Below are 19,673 nucleotides of genomic sequence, written 5' to 3'. Positions count from 1 at the left end.
CCGTTATAAGGAGCACGATACGATATGCGTGACAATGATAACGATATGCAAGATAGCAAACGAGATAGCAAGAGACATTATAAAAATTCACGAGATAGACATGTGCGAGATAGACGTATACAAGGTAGCGAGATACATGATAACGACGTACATGATAACGATGTACAAAATGACAACGTACAAGATGATTGTTATGAGGCTCAATATATTCAAAATAACCGCATTCAAGATAATCGCATTGAAGATAACACGATCGAATCATCACAGCATAGTGATGGGCATTCATCGCCTATCACGGTGAACGCAGCCCGTCTGCAGCATAGTATTGAGACACTGGGAAAGATCGGCCAGAATGCTGTAGGAGGCTTGGACCGAACGACCTTCACGCCAGCAGAGCTTGAGGCACGAGCCTGGCTCATCGACGAGCTGGAGCGACTTGGATTGGACGTATCGCTTGATTCAGCTGCGAATATTTGGGCCAGACGGCAGGGTAGTGAAAGGGGGCTCCCGCCGATCGTATTCGGCTCACATATCGACACGGTCCCGAGTGGTGGACGGTATGACGGCGCACTGGGTGTACTGCTGTCACTGGAGATCATGAGGGTGCTGACGGAGAGAGGATTGAAGACGAGGCATTCACTTGAGCTGGTATCTTTTAGCGCAGAGGAACCCAATCCATTCGGTCTGTCCACCTTCGGTAGTCGATCTGTAGCAGGCAAGTTAGGCAAGGCGGATCTTGAGGGAGTTCAAGACGAGGAAGGAGTACTACTCGTAGATGCATTGCGTCTAGCAGGGGGAGACCCGGATTGCTTTGAAGCGTGTCGTCGCTCTACCCATGACATGGCCGCATTTCTGGAGGTACATATCGAACAGGGCAAACGTCTGCAGGCTCGTAACATTCCCGTAGGTATCGTTACGTCCATTACGGGAATCTACCGGGAGGAAGTGGTTGTACTTGGGGAGGCCAATCATGCTGGTACTACGCTCATGTCTGATCGCATGGATGCCCTGATGGGTGCATCCGAGTTAATGCTTGCCTTCGAAGCGGAATGCAGAATGCATCCCGAGGAAGAGACGGTAGGGACGATTGGAAGAATCCATAATGAACCGAATGCGGCCAATATTATTCCTGGCAAGGTGAGCTTCCATATGGAGATACGGGGGCGAAGTCGAGTACATATTCAGCAAGTACTGGACGCCTGGGAGCTTCATGCAAGCCGAATTTGCCTAGAACGGGGATTGCATCTCAAGCGGCGGCTTCTGCTCGATCAGGCTCCTGTGGCTATGGATGATAAGGTCATTGCCTTGTGCAGAAGAGAAGCTGAGGGCTTGGGCTATTCGCATACGCTGCTAGGGAGTATGGCAGGTCACGATGCAGCGCATATGGCCGCACTAACCAGGGCGGGCATGTTATTCGTGCCCAGTCTGGGCGGCAAAAGTCACTGTCCGGAGGAAGAGAGCCTTATTGAGGATATTGAGAAGGTCGGAAATGTCCTCCTGCACACCATATTATCCTTGGATCAGCAAGAAAACGAAGGGGAGTGAGAACATGGCTAAGCTCTATACAGCAGATGTCATGTATGTGGAGGAGAGCTTTAAGCCCAACTACGGGCTTGTGGAGGAGCATGGACGTATTGTAGCGATTGGCCCTGTAGTACAACTTCGTCAGGAATATCCTCAAGCCGAGGAGGTCTTCTGGGCAGGGCATGCGATTGCTCCGGGTACTGTCAATGCGCACAATCACTCCTTTCAGAGTCTACTACGGGGAATTGCCGTAGATCGACCGTTCCTGGAGTGGAGGGAGCAGGCACTTTATAAATATACTCCACTACTGGATGAGGAGGCTATTTACACCGGGGCACTGCTGGCTTTTGGCGAGATGGCCCGTTATGGAGTAACTACGGTGAGCGACTTCTTCTATATACATAACGGAGGCACAGCTTTTGACGAGGCAGTCATTCGGGCTGCTCAGGATGTAGGCATCCGACTTGTGTTGGCCCGGACCATGTATGACTGGAGTGGAGCACCAGTAGCCTATCGGGAGACTGTGACCGAGGCCGTGGAGCGAACCCATGCCCTTGCGGTCAAGTATCAGGGGAATGCTATGGTCACCGTGCATCCAGCACCGCACAGTCCGCATGCAGCCTCGCCGGAGATGATCAAGGCCGGGCATCGTCTGGCGGTACAGCTGGATACCCCTTTTCATATCCATGTAGCCGAGGAGATGTTCGAGGTCCACGATACGCTTAGGGATTACGGACTTCGCCCGCTTCACTATCTGGATTCTCTTGGAGTGCTGGATGAACGAATGATTGCGATCCATCTGGTCTGGCTGGAGCAGTCGGAGATTGAATTGATAGGCAGTAGAGGAGGCTCGCTCGCCTATTGTCCTTCAAGCAACATGTTTCTGGCGGACGGTGTGACTCGTATTCCGGAGCTGATGAAGGCTGGGGTCAAGATTACGCTCGGCTCGGATGGGGGCTGCAGTAACAATCGAATCAGTGTGTTTGAGGAAATGCGGATGTGTGCTCTTCTGCAAAAGGTAAATCGTCTGGACGGAACATGTATTACGGCGAAGGACGTGTACCGTATGGGCACGGCTCATGCAGGAGAAATCCTGCGTCTGCCGATTGGGAGCTTGCAGACGGGGATGGCTGCAGACTTCATCGCACTGAATGTGCACGATCTGTCCCTGACGCCCAAGACGGAGCTGTTCGCCAACATGGTGTACGCGATGCAGCCGGGTGCGATTACACATGTAGTCACGAATGGCAAGCTCATTGTAGACGAGGGGCTGCTTGTGAACTTTACAGAGCGTCAGATTGTCAGCCGTGTGGATGAGTTGTTCGAGAGGCTGGCAGGGCATGGCCATTGACAAGACTGAGCCGACATGATTCAGATGCCTTATTGCACCCTTGCAATCTCGTGAACTCGTTGAAAGATGAACTACTCCTTTGTACCTCCATCTCATCTGTCTACCTTGCATGTTTGTTCAGAATTGGTTCAGTGGAATGTGATACGGTAGACCTACATCTTTTGCGTATTCAAGAATACAGCTAAGTAAGCAGCTGAGCCTTGAATGAAACAAACAATGAGAAGAACGAGATAGGAGTCTACAGCATGAACAACGTAAAAATGACAGCTGCACAGGTTGCTGCAGTACTATTGTTGCTTGCACCTGCGTTGCCGCCTGCAGCAGTGGGCGCAAGCGGGGCAGGAATATCTGCCGTATCATCTGGAGCAAGTATGGAGGCTGTATTCACCGACGCAGCTGCCCTAACTGAGCAGCAGCGGCAAATGATCACCCGGGCAATGGACCTGGGGGTCATTCAAGGTAATACAGACGGTAGCTTCCGCCCTGCAGCAGAGCTCACCCGCCAGGAGCTGGCAGTACTGCTGGTCAAAGCACTCGAGCTGCCTCTGCCAGAGAATACCCGCTCGTCATTTAAGGATGTCCCGGCAGGGAGCTGGAGCAGCCCATATATTGAAGCGGCCAAGAACGCTGGCTGGGTCCAAGGAACCGGGGAGAATACGTTCAATCCCAAGCAGAAGGTTACAGGACAAGAGCTGATCGCTGTGCTTGTGCGTGCTACCGGTGTACAGGGAACAGGAGAACAGATGGTGGCCGATCAGGCTATCGCAGAGGATTCATTGCCAGCTGAGTGGACCGGAGGAAGTGATTGGGCAGAGCCGCTGCTACGAGTAGCCTATGAGGCAAATCTGCTGAGTGACTATTCAGGAGGCCTGTCGCCAGCTGCGCCCGTCAACCGTGCAGATGCAGCGGGGATGCTAGTATCTGCTTTCTTCCCGCAACAGCGGGCATCTCTACTGAAGGATGTCCAAGAGGGCTCCGCAATCATCAATGGTGTACGCTACCAGATTGGTACAGAGCTTCAGGGAATTCTGAATCCAGACAATAGTACGGTGCTGCATGATGCCAAAGTAGAGTTCCATGCCACCGGCCGCACACTTGATCAGCTTCTCGCATTGGAGATTGTTTCGGGAGGACTTCCAGCGAACACAGGTGCAAAGGAATTTAGCGGTAATGTGACGCTTAACGGTCAGGGAGCTTCCTTGGAAGGTAATCTGACTGTAGCCGGGGATTTTGTATCTGTAGTCGATCTGAAGGTGAATGGGGACCTGACCATTGCCCCGAATGTTCAGCATGATTTTTATGCAGAGTCGCTGCAAGTGAAGGGTCAGACGTTCGTACAAGGTGGAGACAGTGATACGGTCGTATTCCAGCAATCGAGCCTGAATGAAGTCTCCGTTACCAAGAAGGACGTGCATGTCGTTGCTTCAGGAAATACAACGATATCCAGTATGACATTAGAATCTTCGTCAGCTATAGACATAGATACCGGGGCTACTTTACCTCGTCTTGTGCTGACCGACGGAGCCTCTGCAGTCGAATTAAATGGAAACGTTGGCACAGTGCTGACTACCAATTCAGAGCCTGTCAGAGTAACCGGAGATGCCACGATCCAAAAGCTTATCATTGATGGAGCAGGGGCTGTGGATGTCGATACGACAGGTACAATTGCGGTGCTTGAGGTCAATCAGACCGGGGAGAACGTGAAGATGGGTGAGAATGTCAAGGTCGGACAGGTTGCTGCCAACACCAACGTGTCTGATCGTGTCGTTGGTCTGGCAAGTCAGACAACAGCCACCACTGCAGCAGGCTCAACAGATAGTACGTCAAGTTCGTCCAATCGGGCTCCTGTATTGAAACAGGCTATTCCAGATGTACTCTTAACGGGCAACGGACAAGACTATGTCGTAGACTTGTCTGATTACATTCAAGATCCTGATGGAGATACTCTGACCTATGCAGCGGTCTCCTTGAGAGCGAGTGTCGTGAGACCGACCGTCAAGGAAGGGAAGCTGTACCTTGCGCCAGGCAATGGAGGCTCCTCTACCATCAGACTCACGGTGAGTGACCCCCGTGGCAAGAAGCTAACGGCTTCTTTTAATGTCATCGTCAATGCACCGCCTGTGCCGACACATATACCTGATCAGCAGGTGCGCGTCAATGATCAGCCCGTAGAGCTGGATGTTAGTGCGTATTTCTCAGATCCTGAGCATGCAGCTTTGAAGTATACAATCGCATCGACCGACAACAGTATTGTATCCGCTGTGATTACGGGAACGCAGCTTCGCCTGACTCCTCGACAAGCAGGTCAAGTATCGATTACGGTCACTGCAGATGATGGACAGGTAGCGGCGGATGGTACAACCGGACAAGCTTCTGCAACTTTTGAGGTACATGTGGAGGCAGCCGAGCAACCGGGTAACAATCCACAACCCGAGCCACAGCCCGAACCGCAACCTGAACCAGAGCCACAACCACAACCTGAACCTGCGAACCATAGTCCGATTGCCCAGACTGTAATGCCGATCGTGCTTATGCCAGGGATACCAGGTCATGATCTGGATGTATCCCAGGTGTTCTCGGACCCTGATGGAGATGTGCTCACCTATAGTGCTTGGAGCTCTGATCCCAACCTGGCCTTCGTGCAGCTCAATGGGAATCTACTTCATGTGCAGGGGGTGGCTGCTGGTTCAGTAACCATATTCCTGCAGGCAGACGATTCTCGAGGAGGGGTGGCTCAAGCGATGCTGCAAGCAAGCATTCTCCCACTGCCGCCAATGAATCAGCAGCCAGTTGTCACGAATACGCCGAGCATGATGAATCTGATCGTAGGTCATCCACAGCAGGAGCTTGACCTGTCACAGATCTTCTCCGATCCGGACGGAGATACGCTTACTTATGAAGTTAGTGTCTCTGATTCTGATATCGCAGAGGCAGTGGAACAAGCAGGCATGCTGAGCATTCAGGGGCGGATGCCAGGGAGTGCATCCATTTCCATTACCGCCAAGGATGGAAGAGGGGGGCTTGTCAGTACACAACTGAACCTGAACGTCTTGTCTGCAGCTTCCATAGGTTCAATCCCGGAGCAAAGATTAGAATTGGGAGCACAGCCTTGGGGACTTGATCTTTCGCCATTTTTGTCGAATTTTGATGAGTCCACTCTATCTGTCACTGCGGCCACCTACGATTCATCAATAGCAGATGTAAGTGTGAATGGAGCACTGTTATCACTAATCCCTTATAATGTCGGTGCAACAACAGTGACTATGAGTGTATATGATGGCTATGGTCGCTCACAGTCGGCTCAATTCCCGGTACTGGTATCACTTCCAGCTGTAAATAATCGTGCACCGCAGGTTGTAGCGTCTATTAGTTCTCAGATCCTGACGCCAGGGATCACCAATCCAAGGAACTATGATGTAAGCCAGCTATTCGCGGACGAGGATGGAGATGCACTTCAATTCACAGCCGTCTCTAGCCTGGCACAGGCAGTTCAGGTCCAGGTAACAGGCAATACCCTGACCTTAGAGCCAGGAATCTTGAATGGTACAGCAACGATTACGGTTACCGCGGACGATGGCAAAGGAGGCACGAATACGTATAGCTTCGAGGCGTCGAATGCACAGCTCGTAAATGCTGGATTGACCATGGTCGACGTAAAGTACGGTCTGCCTTACAAAACGATTGATCTGAATAAGTATTTCCCAGGAGAATCCTCGTTCAAAGTCTATAAAGGAACAGCGGATTCCACCTTCATCGGTCCGAATACGCTGAACAGCGCAGAGATCAAGCTCTCAGCAGATATGCTCTATACTTGGGTAGTCGGTGCGGATGGCAGAGCGGTGGTGTTCATGGCTAGACAGGCTGCACAGCAGCCAGTAGGCTTGTATTTCTCACAATATCTGGACGGTGGAGATGGCCGACAAGCCATTGAGCTGTATTATAATGGAGACGGCACAGGGGAGCGGGCTACGGGCTATACGCTGGAGATTCATCGCTTCATGAAGCAGACACAGAGCATGAACGTAGTAGCTATGCCACTTAACGCTCCGTACCCTAACATGCCATTTATCATTATTGGAGATATCTTCTACGATGCCATGGATATTATGAATATATGGTACTACAACGAGGAAGCTGTATTGCACCGTCCTACAGAGTTTAATCTGGTAGCACTGGTACTGAAGAAAAACGGGGTCGTGGTGGATGTCCTGGGAAATCCAACTGCCTCGCAGAGCCAGCTATTGGCCAATGGAGGAACCATTGTGCGTAAGAGCGGTATTTCCTATGGCTCATCTGAATTCAGTCTGGCGGACGAATGGAATGTCTTCCCTAAGGGGACATATCAATATTTTGGGACACATACTCCGTAAGTCACAACACAGTGTCTCTGGCAGATTCGTGAACTAATCCTGCCAGAGACACTGTGTTGATCAGGTAGAGAGTGCTTTTTCCCATAGCTAACGGCTTTCTAGCATGCTGCGCTCGACTATGCTAAGATGTGCTTAGCTCATGGTGAATTCTTCTTGTATGAATGAGGTGTGAGAACTTTCATTCTACATGAATTCATCATGAGCTATTTTTTATTAAATTCAGGCAAGATTCAGGCAAATTACAATTCTACAGGCAGCTAGCAAAATACGAAACTATATTACACAGCATGGAGGTTATTGGATGATTCGATGGGGAATTCTTGGCGCAGGATATATTGCTAAACGCTTTGCAGCCTCACTACAAAACGAACCTAATAGTACATTATATGCCATCAGTGGCCGTGATGAGTTGAAGTTAAAGATGTTTGCAGAACAATATCCCTCCGATAAGCAGTACGTATCACATGCTGAGATGCTATCAGATCCTAATGTTGATGCGATCTATCTCGCATTGCCACATCATTTACACCATGAGTGGGTAATCAAAGCGATGCATGCAGGAAAGGCGGTCTTGTGTGAAAAACCTGCATCCTTGAATCTCAAGGAGATGCAAGACATTGTAGGTGCGGCTAGAAGCAACAAGGTTCTCTTCATGGAAGCTATGAAGCAGCGCTTCGTACCCGTGTATAGAGAATTGCGGCGCAGAGTGGAAGCGGGTGAAATCGGTACCATCACCTCGATACATGCGAGTTTGTGTAATGAAATGCCTGCAGAAATGAATACATATCATGTTCAAGTTGGCCCAGGTGGCGCGTTACTGGATGTGGGAACCTATTGTGCAAGTTGGATCGAGGACTTTTCGCTTGGGAACATTCAATTGGAAGCTGTAGCTGCTTCACAACGAGACTCCATTGATTATTACGTGGATGCCAAGCTCCGTGTGGGTGACGTGCAAGCGGGCCTCGAATGTGCATTTGACCGCAAGAAGGAACGAAAAGCCGTGCTCCAGGGAGAGACTGGGAGTATCATAGTCGAAGACCTTCATCGACCTGTAAGCATGCTGGTCTGTCGAGACGGATATGAGCCTGAGAGGGTGCAACTTCCCTATGAATTCGATGATTTCTATAGCGAAATCCATCATTTTGTAGAGTGTCTGGAAAATGGACGAACTGAAAGCAACATTATGCCTCTGTCAGCTTCTCTGCGTTGTGCAGAAATTCTGGACACAATACGAGCGGGTCTGACGTATACCCCACAATGCCTAGACGTATTGGTAGAACAAGAAGAGACACTACAATATGATCGCTTTGGGGCTGAAGAAGCGTTAGAGCTGGGGAACATCATCGCGGAATTAGCGAAGGATTATGACCGTGAAATTGCTGTCTCGATCTTTCGCGAAAGTGATGACCTTGTGTTATTTCAATATATGATGGACAGCAAGTCAGCTCGCAATATTAGCTACATGGAGGGTAAACGAAGAGCTGCCCTGGCAACAGGGCATTCAAGCCTATGGATGCACGTTGATCATGTCTTGAATCATAACTGGAATACAGAGATGGAGAATGTACCCCATTTCATTCCTACCGGGGGAGCATTTCCCGTTCGGGTAAACAATGAATGGGTTGCGACGCTTGCACTAAGTGGACTGCATGAAGGTAGAGACCATGAGCTTGTCATTCGTGCTCTAAGTGTTGCTCTAGACAAGCAAGTCCCTGTTTTCCCATGTGCGGCGATTTGAGACACCGGAATGTTGGACTAGACTAATCCGTGAGACTGTAAAAATAACATGAAGAAGCCGGTCCACCTCCAAGAGAGGAGGGACGGCTTCTTCATAATGCGGGAATCAAATCTTATATTTGATCTGGTCAAGCTACTACCATTATTCAAGCGAGTTCATCAGGGCTAAGTCAGACCAGCATCAGCTTAGCCGGGGATGCCGAAATCGGAATCTCCACCAGGAATACCTTGCTCTTGCTCCGCTCCTTGTTCTGCATCTTGATCAGCAGGATTTGCTTCAGGAGCGTTTGAATTCTCGTTCGAATTTTCGACTGCTGGTTCGCTTCCATCTTGTATGGGCTCAGGAGCTTCAGGTTCAGTAGCTTCAGGTTCACTAGTTTCAGGCTCAGATGGAACTTCACTGTTGCTAGCTCCATCATTGTCCCCAGTTACGTTATCATCACCTTGCGAAGACTCTTCGACTGGAGGGGTTGGATTTACCGGATCTGCTGGTGGATTATCGGTGCTTTGTACAGCCTCATCACTCGTGAAAGGAACGCCCGGATCATCACCAGGAATACCACCTGAATTGTTGCTTCCTTGATTAGAAAGGAACACTTCAAATTCTTCGATACTCTTCTTCAAAGCCACATATTGTGACAGTGTAGCTTCAAAGCTCTCTGCATCCTCCAACGACTGCATTTCGAATATAGCCGTAACCAGAGCAATGTACTCTTGCGATTCGCTTTCTGCTCCGCTGGAATATTGATCCCCGAACAGAATAGCTTGTTCAAGGGTATCGTCTATCATCATTTGGGTAATCCATGGCGATTGGAAGTTGTCTAGAGCGTCCGCCAAAGACAACCGTGCCTCATCAATGCTCTCCTGTGTAATATAGCCATCGGCAAGCTCCGTATTTGCATTCTCGATAGCCATGTACAACGTCTGGCTGGACGGATGATACTTCCCATAAGCGTCGTAATCTGACTTGGCCTGATCCAGAATTGTCAGCAAAGCAGCTTTGTCCAAAATTTGAACTTGCTCAAGTCCATTTGACAGATCCGTCACAGCATTATGCAGAGTAAACAGGGCAGCAGAATCGATTTGATAGGCCTGCTGGGCATAAATTAGCAACTCATTTAGGTGGCTCTCATCCAGTGCAGACATGTTGCCTGATTGGGTGCTGAGTACATCAGTAGCTTGCTGAATAAGCAAATCTAATTGCTGCCTATACTCCAGCTTTTTGTCAGCTAGCTGCTCCTTGAACAAGAAATAGCCTTGCTCCAGCGCTGTATACTGCTGATCTATATCTTGCTGGCTTGAAGTGCTGCCTGGCTGATACATGTCTATGCTGTTACTCAGCAAGCTATCCATCGTCTGATATTCTAGTGGCATGATGGAGCTCAAGTAAGGCTCACTATTCAGCGATTCGGCAATGGTGTTAACAAGCTGGGACAAGGCCAAGGTATCTACCTGTTCACCAGGGTTGTTAATGTCGCTCCAGTTAGAAAGCTTGGAGGTCAATTCATGCAGAATCCCATCTACCTCAGGCTGGGTCATGGCTTTGTGCATCTTCTTGGTGTAGAAATTCAGCATATCGCTGAGGACTACATCTGCCGGATGAAGCTCGGTCAGTTCTCCAACTTCATGAAGCTTGACATTCAAAGCCTTGAAATTGACGGATTGAATGAGCAGGTACTCATCATACATGGCCTGTACTTGGCTTGCAGTCATCTGAAGCTCTTCCAGGCTTGAAGCGGTATTGGCATAGACGAGCATAGCTTGAAATGCTGTCGGCTTGAAGCGGTCTGCGTCTGTGAAATCCAGATCCGGTAAGGAATTAATGGCGTTCAACAATTGGAGCGCAGGAAGCTTGATGGATATGGATGCCATATATAATTTGGTCTTCTTAGCTAGCTGAGTTGTTGCAGCGTCGACATCTGCTTGTGTCGTATTGCTATTTACCAGTACCTGCTGGGCATCGAGAATGGCCATTTGCAAGTAGTCGTTCCATACACGAGGCAGCTCATTGTCATTCTCGGGTAGCATAGACTCCGTCGAAATCCGGAGTTGTTGATCCAGGGCAGTCAGATCAATCAAGCCCTGTTGAACAGCTGATCCAAGGTAGTTCTGGATAGCAGTATTTAGCTGCAGCACTGCTTCATTCACGGTAGCCTGATTGGCCTGATTATTGTTCAGTACCCCGATGGCGAGTTCAATCGCGGAGCCGAGGCTGTCCTTGGCCACTTGCGGATACAAATTACGGTCGGGTCCACCTTCGCCAGCACGATTCAGCAGAGAACCAGCATGGGTAATCGTGGTCTCAAGGACCACACGGTCCACAGCCGGGCTCTCATTGCCGCTGTTGCCACCGCCATTGTTGCCATTGTTGGGTTTGGGTCTGGAGCTGCTGGTATCTGGTGGGGTCACTACCTGCGTTTGATCAGGATTGGTATTGCCGTTCAAGCCGCTCACAGCTTGCTTCATGACGTTATAGTTGATAACCACATCAGACGGAAGCTTGTTCGGGTCCAGGCGCAGCTGCTGAATCAAAGCCCGCTCCTGAAGTGTAATGAAGGGGGTACCGTTATAGCCTGTAGTATCCAGTTCCCCAATAGTGCCATTGATAAAGAGCTTGCTTAAGCCTTGTAGGAGAGAGAGACGGTTAATGAAAGCTTCGCCCTGTGTCAGCAATGTAGCGTTACTATCCAAGGCCAGCTGCTCCAGGCGGGTCGTGCCCGTGGCAGTCAGCTTTGCGTCCTTCGCAATAATGGTAACTTTGGATAAGCTGCTGTTATCTAGAATGGCCTCCACGGAATCCGTACCCCGGATTTCTAGCTCACCTGTAGAAGTGAGATTCTTCACGGTCACAGACCCATTAATGATTAATTTACCGTTGAAGGTTGCTCCCGCACCATCAAGTGTTCCACCATTGCCATTCAGCTCCAAAGTGTTAATACCTGTTACGGTACGAAGACTACGGTTCAAGTCCAGCTTGGCTCCCTTGAGTACGTTTCCATTTTCTACACCAAGTAGCCCCTGGAGGGTACTGCCAATCTGGTAGGGAATATTACCGATCCGCACAGTGTTCCCGTCGGTAACAACTTCGCCAACAGGATGATCTAGCAGCTGCAGAAAAAATTCTGCTCCGTGCTCGCGGTTCAGCGGGGCATTCAGATTCTCACTGGCCTCCACGACGGATAGTCCGTAGCTGCGAGCAATGTCCACTGGCGTCTGAGCGTCAACGCTGCTGTCATCGGCGTGCAGCTCCATGGAGCGAACGAGGATCGAGATCAGATCAGCGCGAGTGACCGCATCATTGGGACGGAACAGCTCACCGTCTCCCCCCATGAAGCCTGCCTCACGTACTGCCTCAATATAAGAAGCGCTCCAGGCAGTCGAAGATACATCCATGAAGGAGGTCATTTGCTGCGGGCTGGTATCCAGTTGAAAGATGAGGGACAGAATCTTGGCTGTCTCGGCACGGGTTAGTACCTTGTCAGCCATGAAATCTCCTTGTGTCCCTCCGGTCATCAATCCAAGCTCTCGTACCTGCTTGATGGCGTCCGACTCAGTAGATACTGCATCAGCCGCATAAGCGGTTAAGGATGCGTGAGAGAAGGGTAGAGTAATGACAGATCCGGTAGCGATTCCTAGGATCATAGCTGAGGCAACCAGCTTATTGCGTTTGACTTTTTTCAAAATGCTCACTCCCGGTTCTAGTTGATATGCATCATTTCGCATGATTTGGGTATTAAGTCGCAGGGAGTTCTGAGCTATTTAGAGTGTCGTAAGAACTATGCATTTACATTATAGATGCGGCCACTGAACCGATTCTGAACAACGAGGAATGCGGGTATAATCCGATAGCTATTACGGCAGAAGTCTCTCGTCTTGATGTGGGTCTCATGCTATACTGGAGGAAAAAGATGCCAAATAGCATTTCATATTTATGTATAGGAGGTTGGCTATGTTTACGACGAGTCTGATACTGATCTACGTTGCAATCTCCATGTTCACGAGTCTGATCATTGTGTGGTTCGTGTATACGACACTGAGGGCCAAGCGTAGTACGCTGCAGGGGCGTACCCAAATTTTAATGAAAGGTGTTCCAGCCAAGGCATTCATTCATGCAGTGCACCCAACATCGTCGTCGATGGATGGACAGCCTGGGGTCACTCTGGAGCTAACTGTGACACAGCAGGACGGTCGCACCTTTCCAGCGATGATCAAAACGTTTATACCGATCATTCATATTCCGCAATTCCAAAAGGGTAAGGAGATCGACGTTAAATATCTGGAGATTGGGGACGAACGCAGAGTTGAGGTCGTGGGGGCTTATGTCCCATGAATAATATAATAATAGGGTAGGAATACGCCTGGGAGAAGCGATCTCGATTGCTTTTTCCGGGTCTTTTTGTGCGTAAGCGTGAATGTCAGCTTTTCTTTGCCCGGCAGAGGGGCAGCTGTTATGATCTTGGAAGTCATGAAGTGTTCAATTAGATTCGGTTCATAGATTGACCGCACGTCGCATTGTTAACCTATTTTTAAAATGATGGTTTACAATGTACGTACCAAAGGCTATAATTCTATTCGTTAACGTCGAGAGGGCGCTGCTATGACATTATTTGATTATATTTTGACTATTCATGGAGGTTATCAATTTGAGTACAAAAGAAATGGTATACGCAGCGTTGTTTGCTGCCTTCATTGGCGTACTGGGCATGATCCCACCTATTCCACTCGGCTTCATCCCTGTCCCGATCACTGCACAGACACTTGGGGTCATGCTTGCAGGGTGCTTCCTCGGCAAGAGAATGGCACTGCTCAGCCTGATCTTGTTCCTCGTCTTGGTTGCTATAGGCTTACCGATTCTGCCAGGCGGACGTGGAGGGATCTCTGCGCTGATTGGCCCTTCTATTGGCTTCATTATCAGCTGGCCCATCGCAGCCTTTTGCATCGGATTTGCTGCCGAGAAGGTGTGGCCTAAGCTGACGACCTGGAAGCTTGTGCTTATCAACTTTGCATTTGGTATCATACTTGTGAGTCTAATAGGTGCCCCTGTCATGGCGATTATTACGAATACGTCTATATGGGCCGGAATCGTGGGGGCAGCAGCGTACATCCCGGGTGATATCATCAAAGCGGTGATTGCAGCGGTAATTGCTGTTCGAATCAAGGCACTTAGTCCCATCGAAGAGAAAGTTCATAGTACTTAGCCCTTCAAGTTGCCAATGGGTGTCCACATTAACTTCACCAATGTAGCTATCTATTACTTAGAAGGTGGGGGAAGCATTGAACCTATTACAGCCGATATTCGACCAGGTTGACCGCTCGCCTGATCGAGTTGCAATTTCCTGCTCACAGGAGCAGCTCACCTATGTACAATTGAAGCAACGTGTATCAAGTGTAGCTAACGGTCTCAGACAATATGGAGTGCGTCGTGCTAGAGTAGCCATTCTGTCTGTGAATCGGATCGAATTCGTGGAAGTGTTCCTGGGGGCCATCCAGGCGGGCTGTGTTCCCGTTTTACTTGACCCGACTTGGAATGATATACAGCTGAATGCAATGCTCCGACACTGTCAGGCGCAGGTGCTGTTCGTTGAGCACCAACATGTACACAGGGTAACTGCCGAATGCTCTCAGATAGGCCAGATTGTCTTTCAGGAACAGCATTTTCAGGGACAGCATCGTGAGCTGGATGCTATTCTCCCATGCGATACGCTCGCCGACGAGCATAGAAACAGATCCACCACCCTCTACGAGCAGTGGATGAATTTGCTAGAGCCTGAGGCTGCTGTACAGGATAATAATGAACTGCTGTTTGTCGGATATACGTCTGGAACGACGGGTATGCCCAAAGGCTATATGCGTACTCACGCCTCCTGGCTGGCCAGCTTTGAAGCTACAGCGGAGGCGTTCCAGCTACATGAGATGAAGCAGGTAGTGGCTCCGGGTCCATTCGTGCATTCCTTGTCACTGTTCGCGCTAGTTCAGAGCTTGTATAGTGGGGCGACCTTTCATATAGTGCATAGGTTTGATGCTGCTGAAGTGTTACAGCTATGTACTCATTATCCAGAGATGATTCTGTTCGTAGTGCCCACGATGATTGATGCGCTGTCACAACAGGCTATTCCGGGAGAGACCCGGGTGCAGGCCCTGATCAGCTCTGGTGGCAAGTGGACGGAGCGCTCCAGACTGCATTGCAAGACCGTATTTCCAGAAGCGAAGCTGTATGAATATTATGGTTCCTCCGAGGCGAGCTATATCAGCTATATGGATGTGTATGAGGAAAAAGGAGCAGATGCCCTTGGACGACCTTTTCATGGGGTGGATATCTCAATCCGCGACGATGAGTTCAGAGAAGTGCCAGTGAACAGGGTAGGACAGCTGTATCTTCGCAGTCGTATGATGTTTTGCGGCTATGATCAGCTGCCGGAGGCTACTGCCGCTGTATTCCGCGATGGCTGGCTGAAGGTCGGAGATTTCGTCTATCTGGATGAAGAAGGGTATTTGCATATGGCTGGTCGATCCAGCCATATGATTAAGACCGGTGGACTGAAGGTGTTTCCTGAAGAAGTCGAGGCGGTACTACAAGGTATCCCGACTATTCAGAAGGTTATGGTAATGGGCGTTCCAGATGATCGCTGGGGGGAGAAGGTGGCTGTACTCGTCCAATGGACGGAAGGACAGCGCTGTACGACGGAGGAGCTCCGAGCCTATTGCCGTCTGCATCTGCCTGACTACAAGGTACCCAAGGACTATATCACGGTGGAACAATTTCTCTACACTGGCAGTGGAAAAATAGCACGACATGCTATGGAAGTGTCCGTGAAGACGCAATTACATAAATGAGGAGCTCATTGTGAAACAGTGGAATGGATGCACGTCTTGTCTAACTCATAGGAAATGGAGACATTTTTTACGGCGTGGAAGCGCCAGAAAGCAGGAGTAATGCTTACTATAGATGATGTTCTTTTCTACTATCGTAAGGGTCAAACGATTCTTGATCAGATCAGCTTGACGATACATCCGGGTGAATTCGTGGCGATCGTTGGTGGGAACGGCTCAGGCAAGTCTACACTAGCGAGATTGATGAATGGATTGGTATTGCCAAAGTCGGGTCGTGTGAAGCTTGCAGCTCTGGATACCTCGGTACCTGCTGAGCTGAACGAGATTCGGAAGCAGATCGGGCTTGTCTTTCAAAATCCGGATGATCAATTCATTACCACGACCGTCATGGATGAGATTCTGTTCGGCCTGGAGAACATTCGTGTGCCAAGGAAGGAAATGGACGTACGGCTTCAGCACGCTCTTCAGTGTGTGCAGATGGAGGAGTACGCCGAGGCCATGCCGCACCAGCTGTCGGGAGGTCAGAAGCAGCGTGTCGCCATCGCAGCGATTATTGCGATGCAGCCACGTATCCTGATTCTTGATGAAGCCACCTCTATGCTTGATCCTCATAGCAGGCAGCAGGTCATGTCCATTGTACAGCAGCTGCATCGGCAAGGAATGACCATCATCCATATCACTCACCACATGGAGGAGGTGCTGTCTGCCGACCGTGTGTTGCTGCTGGATCAGGGCCAGATCGTATTTGATGGAGAGCCGGCTACGATGTTCGCCACGGTCCCGCTGGCAGACTATAAGCTAGAGCAGCCCTTCGCCTCGCGGCTTCACCAGTGGCTTCACATGCGCACTCCCCTGAGAGCAGACTGGAAGGAGATGATACGTTCCCAATGGTCTATGAAATGAATAAGATCAATGCCAGCTATAATGAGCATAAGGCGTTGCAGGATATCAGCTGTACCTTGCGTTCGGGGAAGTGGATTTCACTCATCGGATCGAGCGGAGCAGGGAAATCAACCTTTGCCAAAATACTAAAGGGGCTTATTCCAGACTTCACTGGCGAATACAGGATAGATCATCATCCACCATCCAGAGACAAGAAAGGCATGATGAAGATCGTTCCGGAGATCGGTTATGTGTTCCAGTACCCGGAGCATCAGCTGTTCGAGACGACCGTGTATCGTGAGCTGGCTTTCGCTCTTGCCGTACAGGGATACTCCCAGCAGGCCATCAGACAAGCAATTGAGCAGATCTTGCCCAAGGTCGGTCTCAGTGAGGCTTTGCTTGATTCTGCGCCTTTCCAGCTCAGCGGTGGGCAGAAGCGGCGTGTAGCGCTGGCCTCTGTGCTGATGCTGCAGCCGAGGCTGCTCATTCTGGATGAGCCGACGGCTGGTCTGGACCCGATTGGCCGCAAGGGACTGCTCCAGATGCTGCAGCAATGGCAGCGAGCGGAGGACCACCGTACAGTGCTATTTATTTCCCATCATATGGAGGATGTGGCGGAATACTCGGATGAGGTGATTGTCCTGCATGAAGGGCGGCTTCTGGGACATCTGGAGGCAGAGGAGCTTTTCCTGAATCGCTCTGACTTGCTGGCTACAGCGGGATTACCGCTACCGGAGCCCGTACAGCTGTTAAGGCTAATCGAGGAACTGTCCGGGCAGGCGATACCTGCTAGCAGCAGTCGGGAACAGGATATTCTTCAGCATATTTTGCCGATCTGGCAGGAGAGAGAGTAGCTGTATGAAAAATAGTATATTGCCAGGTCAGTATGTGACTACAGATTCAGTGCTTCACCGACTAGATCCCCGTACGAAGCTGATCGCCTTGCTCGTACTGATGCTGAGCTTCCTGATAATGGACACGCTTCTCGGTTATGCAGTGGCAACAATGTTTGTACTATGGACACTACTGGTATCCAAAATTCAGCTGGGTCGCTTGTTCAGTGGGCTGAAGCCAGTATTGCTCATTCTATTGTTCACATTGCTGTACCATGCGCTTCTAAGTAGCGGATCTACGGTTCTCTGGACCTGGTCGTTCATCCGAATAACCAGTGAGGGAGTGCTGCTAGGGATCTTTGTCGTGTGGCGCATTATGCTGATGATCCTGCTGGCATCCCTGCTAACGTTGACTACCCAGCCGCTAATATTGGCACAGGGGCTAGAACGACTGTTATCGCCATTGTCCAGACTGAAGGTGCCCGTAGAGCAATTTGCTCTTATGATTGTGATTGCCATCCGCTTTATCCCTACAATCGTTCAGGAACTGGACCGAATACTACTGGCACAGAAGGCCAGAGGTTATGACATTGCTGCTGTTAGATGGCCTAGGCGTATGTTGGCGTACATTCCTGTATTGGTGCCGCTCTTCATGACGACGATTCAGCGTGCTGAGCAATTAACACAGGCCATTGATGCGAGAGCCTATGGCGACGGCAAAGGGAGAACCATGTACCGACAGCTTGTGTTCCGGCAAAGGGATCTGTGGGTTGGTGGTGTGGCAGTCGGTGTCGTGCTAATGTTAGCGCTGCTGTGAGGGAATGTGTGTAAATCTGTCACGCGACTTCATTGTCATTCTGGCAACAAGAACATATTTCCCTTGAAAGCCGCTTATAGAGCGGCTAATTTAATTCGTGCAAGTAGTTGTCCCACGTCAAGGCTATGAGCTTGTACCGTCTAGCCGAGAGGTTAAATCTCTGTCGTAGAGATAGGGATGTCAGGACTGTTTTCTGTATAAGATACTGCACACGAGCGATACTAGGATTGGATTCGTCAATCGAATTTCGATGCTGGCGATTATTCCCAAAGACAAATGGCTTGCGAAATAAAAAAGGATATGTTAATTTAAGTGTGTAACCGGTTACACACAGGAGTGAACAATTTATGACAACGATTAAAGATGTAGCGAATCTGGCTGGCGTATCGGTAGCCACCGTTTCAAGGGTCATTAACGACAGGGGATACGTTCATGCGGACACACGCAAGAAAGTGGAGGATGCTGTAAAAGCGCTTAACTTTTCCCCCAATGAAGTGGCTCGCTCTCTATATAAGCGCAAGTCCAAACTGATTGGGCTATTGCTGCCCGACATTGCCAATCCGTACTTTCCGCAGCTTGCTCGTGGTGTAGAGGATGGCATGCAGCAGCAGGATTATAGACTTATATTCGGAAATAGCGATGAGGATGAACAGAAGGAGCAGGATTACATCCAGACGTTTATCCAGAATAACGTAGTTGGTGTGATATCTTCAACGAACTATCCTCATTCATCTATATATCACAACCTGAAGATTCCGGTGGTGTTTCTCGATAGAACGTCACTAGATCGGCCATCTGTGTATGCAGATGGAAGAGAAGGAGGAAGACTGGCGGCCAAGGAGATCATCAAGCGCGGCAGCCGCCGCATTACGGTGATGCAGGGACCGTCACATATCAGACCAGCCCAGGATCGTTTTGAAGGAGCCATCGAAGCCATTCGTGCTGCAGGGCTAGACTACCGGGTGATCCAGACGACCTCTTTTTCTTTTAACGCGGCAGGTGTATGGGCGAAGGAGCTATTCAGCAACTACGCAGACACCGACGGAATCATTGCCAGCAATGATATTGCGGCCATGGCCGTGCTACATGAGGCCGCACGAATCGGGAGAAAGGTCCCCGATGATGTACAGGTTATCGGCTTTGACGATATTCCGATGAGTGGTCTGTTATCACCAGCCTTGTCTACCATTCGCCAGCCAGCCTACGAGATGGGAAGAGAAGCGGCAAGCTTACTTATCCAGCTTGTTGAGCAAGCTGCAGTTGAGAATAAAAACATACAATTACCTGTTGAATTCATTGAGCGAGGTACTACGAGAAAGGTGTGAGGA

At 49.8% G+C, this 19,673-nt stretch carries 12 protein-coding genes; 11 read left to right on the top strand and 1 reads right to left on the bottom strand.

What is annotated here, in order from left to right; all coding sequences use genetic code 11:
• Window positions 1-24 precede the first annotated feature (24 nt).
• From D328_RS0100345 to D328_RS28115, 4 genes are all read left to right on the top strand, one after another.
• Window positions 25-1,545, top strand: coding sequence for an allantoate amidohydrolase (locus D328_RS0100345; RefSeq protein ID WP_018882943.1), 1,521 nt, complete (start codon window positions 25-27; stop codon window positions 1,543-1,545).
• Between the two features lie 4 nt (window positions 1,546-1,549).
• Window positions 1,550-2,875 carry an amidohydrolase family protein gene (locus D328_RS0100340; RefSeq protein WP_018882942.1) on the top strand — a complete coding sequence of 442 codons (1,326 nt, stop codon included), beginning with the start codon at window positions 1,550-1,552 and terminating at the stop codon, window positions 2,873-2,875.
• A gap of 245 nt (window positions 2,876-3,120) precedes the next feature.
• Window positions 3,121-7,245, top strand: coding sequence for an S-layer homology domain-containing protein (locus tag D328_RS0100335; RefSeq protein ID WP_018882941.1), 4,125 nt, complete (start codon window positions 3,121-3,123; stop codon window positions 7,243-7,245).
• A gap of 301 nt (window positions 7,246-7,546) precedes the next feature.
• On the top strand, window positions 7,547-8,983 hold the full coding sequence (locus D328_RS28115) for a Gfo/Idh/MocA family oxidoreductase (protein ID WP_018882940.1): 1,437 nt from the start codon (window positions 7,547-7,549) through the stop codon (window positions 8,981-8,983).
• 185 nt (window positions 8,984-9,168) lie between these two features.
• Here the strand turns inward: D328_RS28115 and D328_RS28110 are convergent, their stop codons facing one another.
• Window positions 9,169-12,663, bottom strand: coding sequence for an S-layer homology domain-containing protein (locus tag D328_RS28110; protein ID WP_018882939.1), 3,495 nt, complete (start codon window positions 12,661-12,663; stop codon window positions 9,169-9,171).
• Window positions 12,664-12,931: 268 nt separating this feature from the next.
• Here D328_RS28110 and D328_RS0100320 point away from each other — a divergent pair, with 268 nt between their 5' ends.
• The 7 genes from D328_RS0100320 to D328_RS0100290 all read left to right on the top strand — a co-directional run bounded on the left by D328_RS0100320 (window position 12,932) and on the right by D328_RS0100290 (window position 19,670).
• Window positions 12,932-13,312 (top strand): hypothetical protein, encoded by a 381-nt coding sequence (locus D328_RS0100320; protein ID WP_018882938.1) that lies wholly within the window; start codon window positions 12,932-12,934, stop codon window positions 13,310-13,312.
• Between the two features lie 313 nt (window positions 13,313-13,625).
• Window positions 13,626-14,180, top strand: a complete 555-nt coding sequence (locus D328_RS0100315; protein WP_018882937.1) for a biotin transporter BioY — start codon at window positions 13,626-13,628, stop codon at window positions 14,178-14,180.
• A gap of 76 nt (window positions 14,181-14,256) precedes the next feature.
• On the top strand, window positions 14,257-15,816 hold the full coding sequence (locus D328_RS0100310) for a class I adenylate-forming enzyme family protein (protein ID WP_018882936.1): 1,560 nt from the start codon (window positions 14,257-14,259) through the stop codon (window positions 15,814-15,816).
• Between the two features lie 99 nt (window positions 15,817-15,915).
• Window positions 15,916-16,716, top strand: a complete 801-nt coding sequence (locus tag D328_RS0100305) for an energy-coupling factor transporter ATPase (protein WP_033411943.1) — start codon at window positions 15,916-15,918, stop codon at window positions 16,714-16,716.
• On the top strand, window positions 16,701-17,549 hold the full coding sequence (locus D328_RS0100300; protein ID WP_018882934.1) for an ATP-binding cassette domain-containing protein: 849 nt from the start codon (window positions 16,701-16,703) through the stop codon (window positions 17,547-17,549). Before D328_RS0100305 ends, D328_RS0100300 begins: the two co-directional genes overlap by 16 nt.
• A 4-nt stretch (window positions 17,550-17,553) precedes the next feature.
• Window positions 17,554-18,345 (top strand): energy-coupling factor transporter transmembrane component T family protein, encoded by a 792-nt coding sequence (locus D328_RS0100295; RefSeq protein WP_018882933.1) that lies wholly within the window; start codon window positions 17,554-17,556, stop codon window positions 18,343-18,345.
• Between the two features lie 347 nt (window positions 18,346-18,692).
• Window positions 18,693-19,670: a LacI family DNA-binding transcriptional regulator gene (locus tag D328_RS0100290; protein ID WP_018882932.1), complete on the top strand. Its 978-nt coding sequence runs from the start codon at window positions 18,693-18,695 to the stop codon at window positions 19,668-19,670.
• The last annotated feature ends 3 nt before the right edge of the window (window positions 19,671-19,673 follow it).

Source organism: Paenibacillus massiliensis 2301065 = DSM 16942 (genome assembly GCF_000377505.1).
Classification (GTDB): Bacteria; Bacillota; Bacilli; order Paenibacillales; family Paenibacillaceae; genus Paenibacillus; species Paenibacillus massiliensis.
The sequence above is the reverse complement of the archived record's forward strand: the minus strand, read 5'-3'. Positions and strand labels throughout refer to the sequence as shown.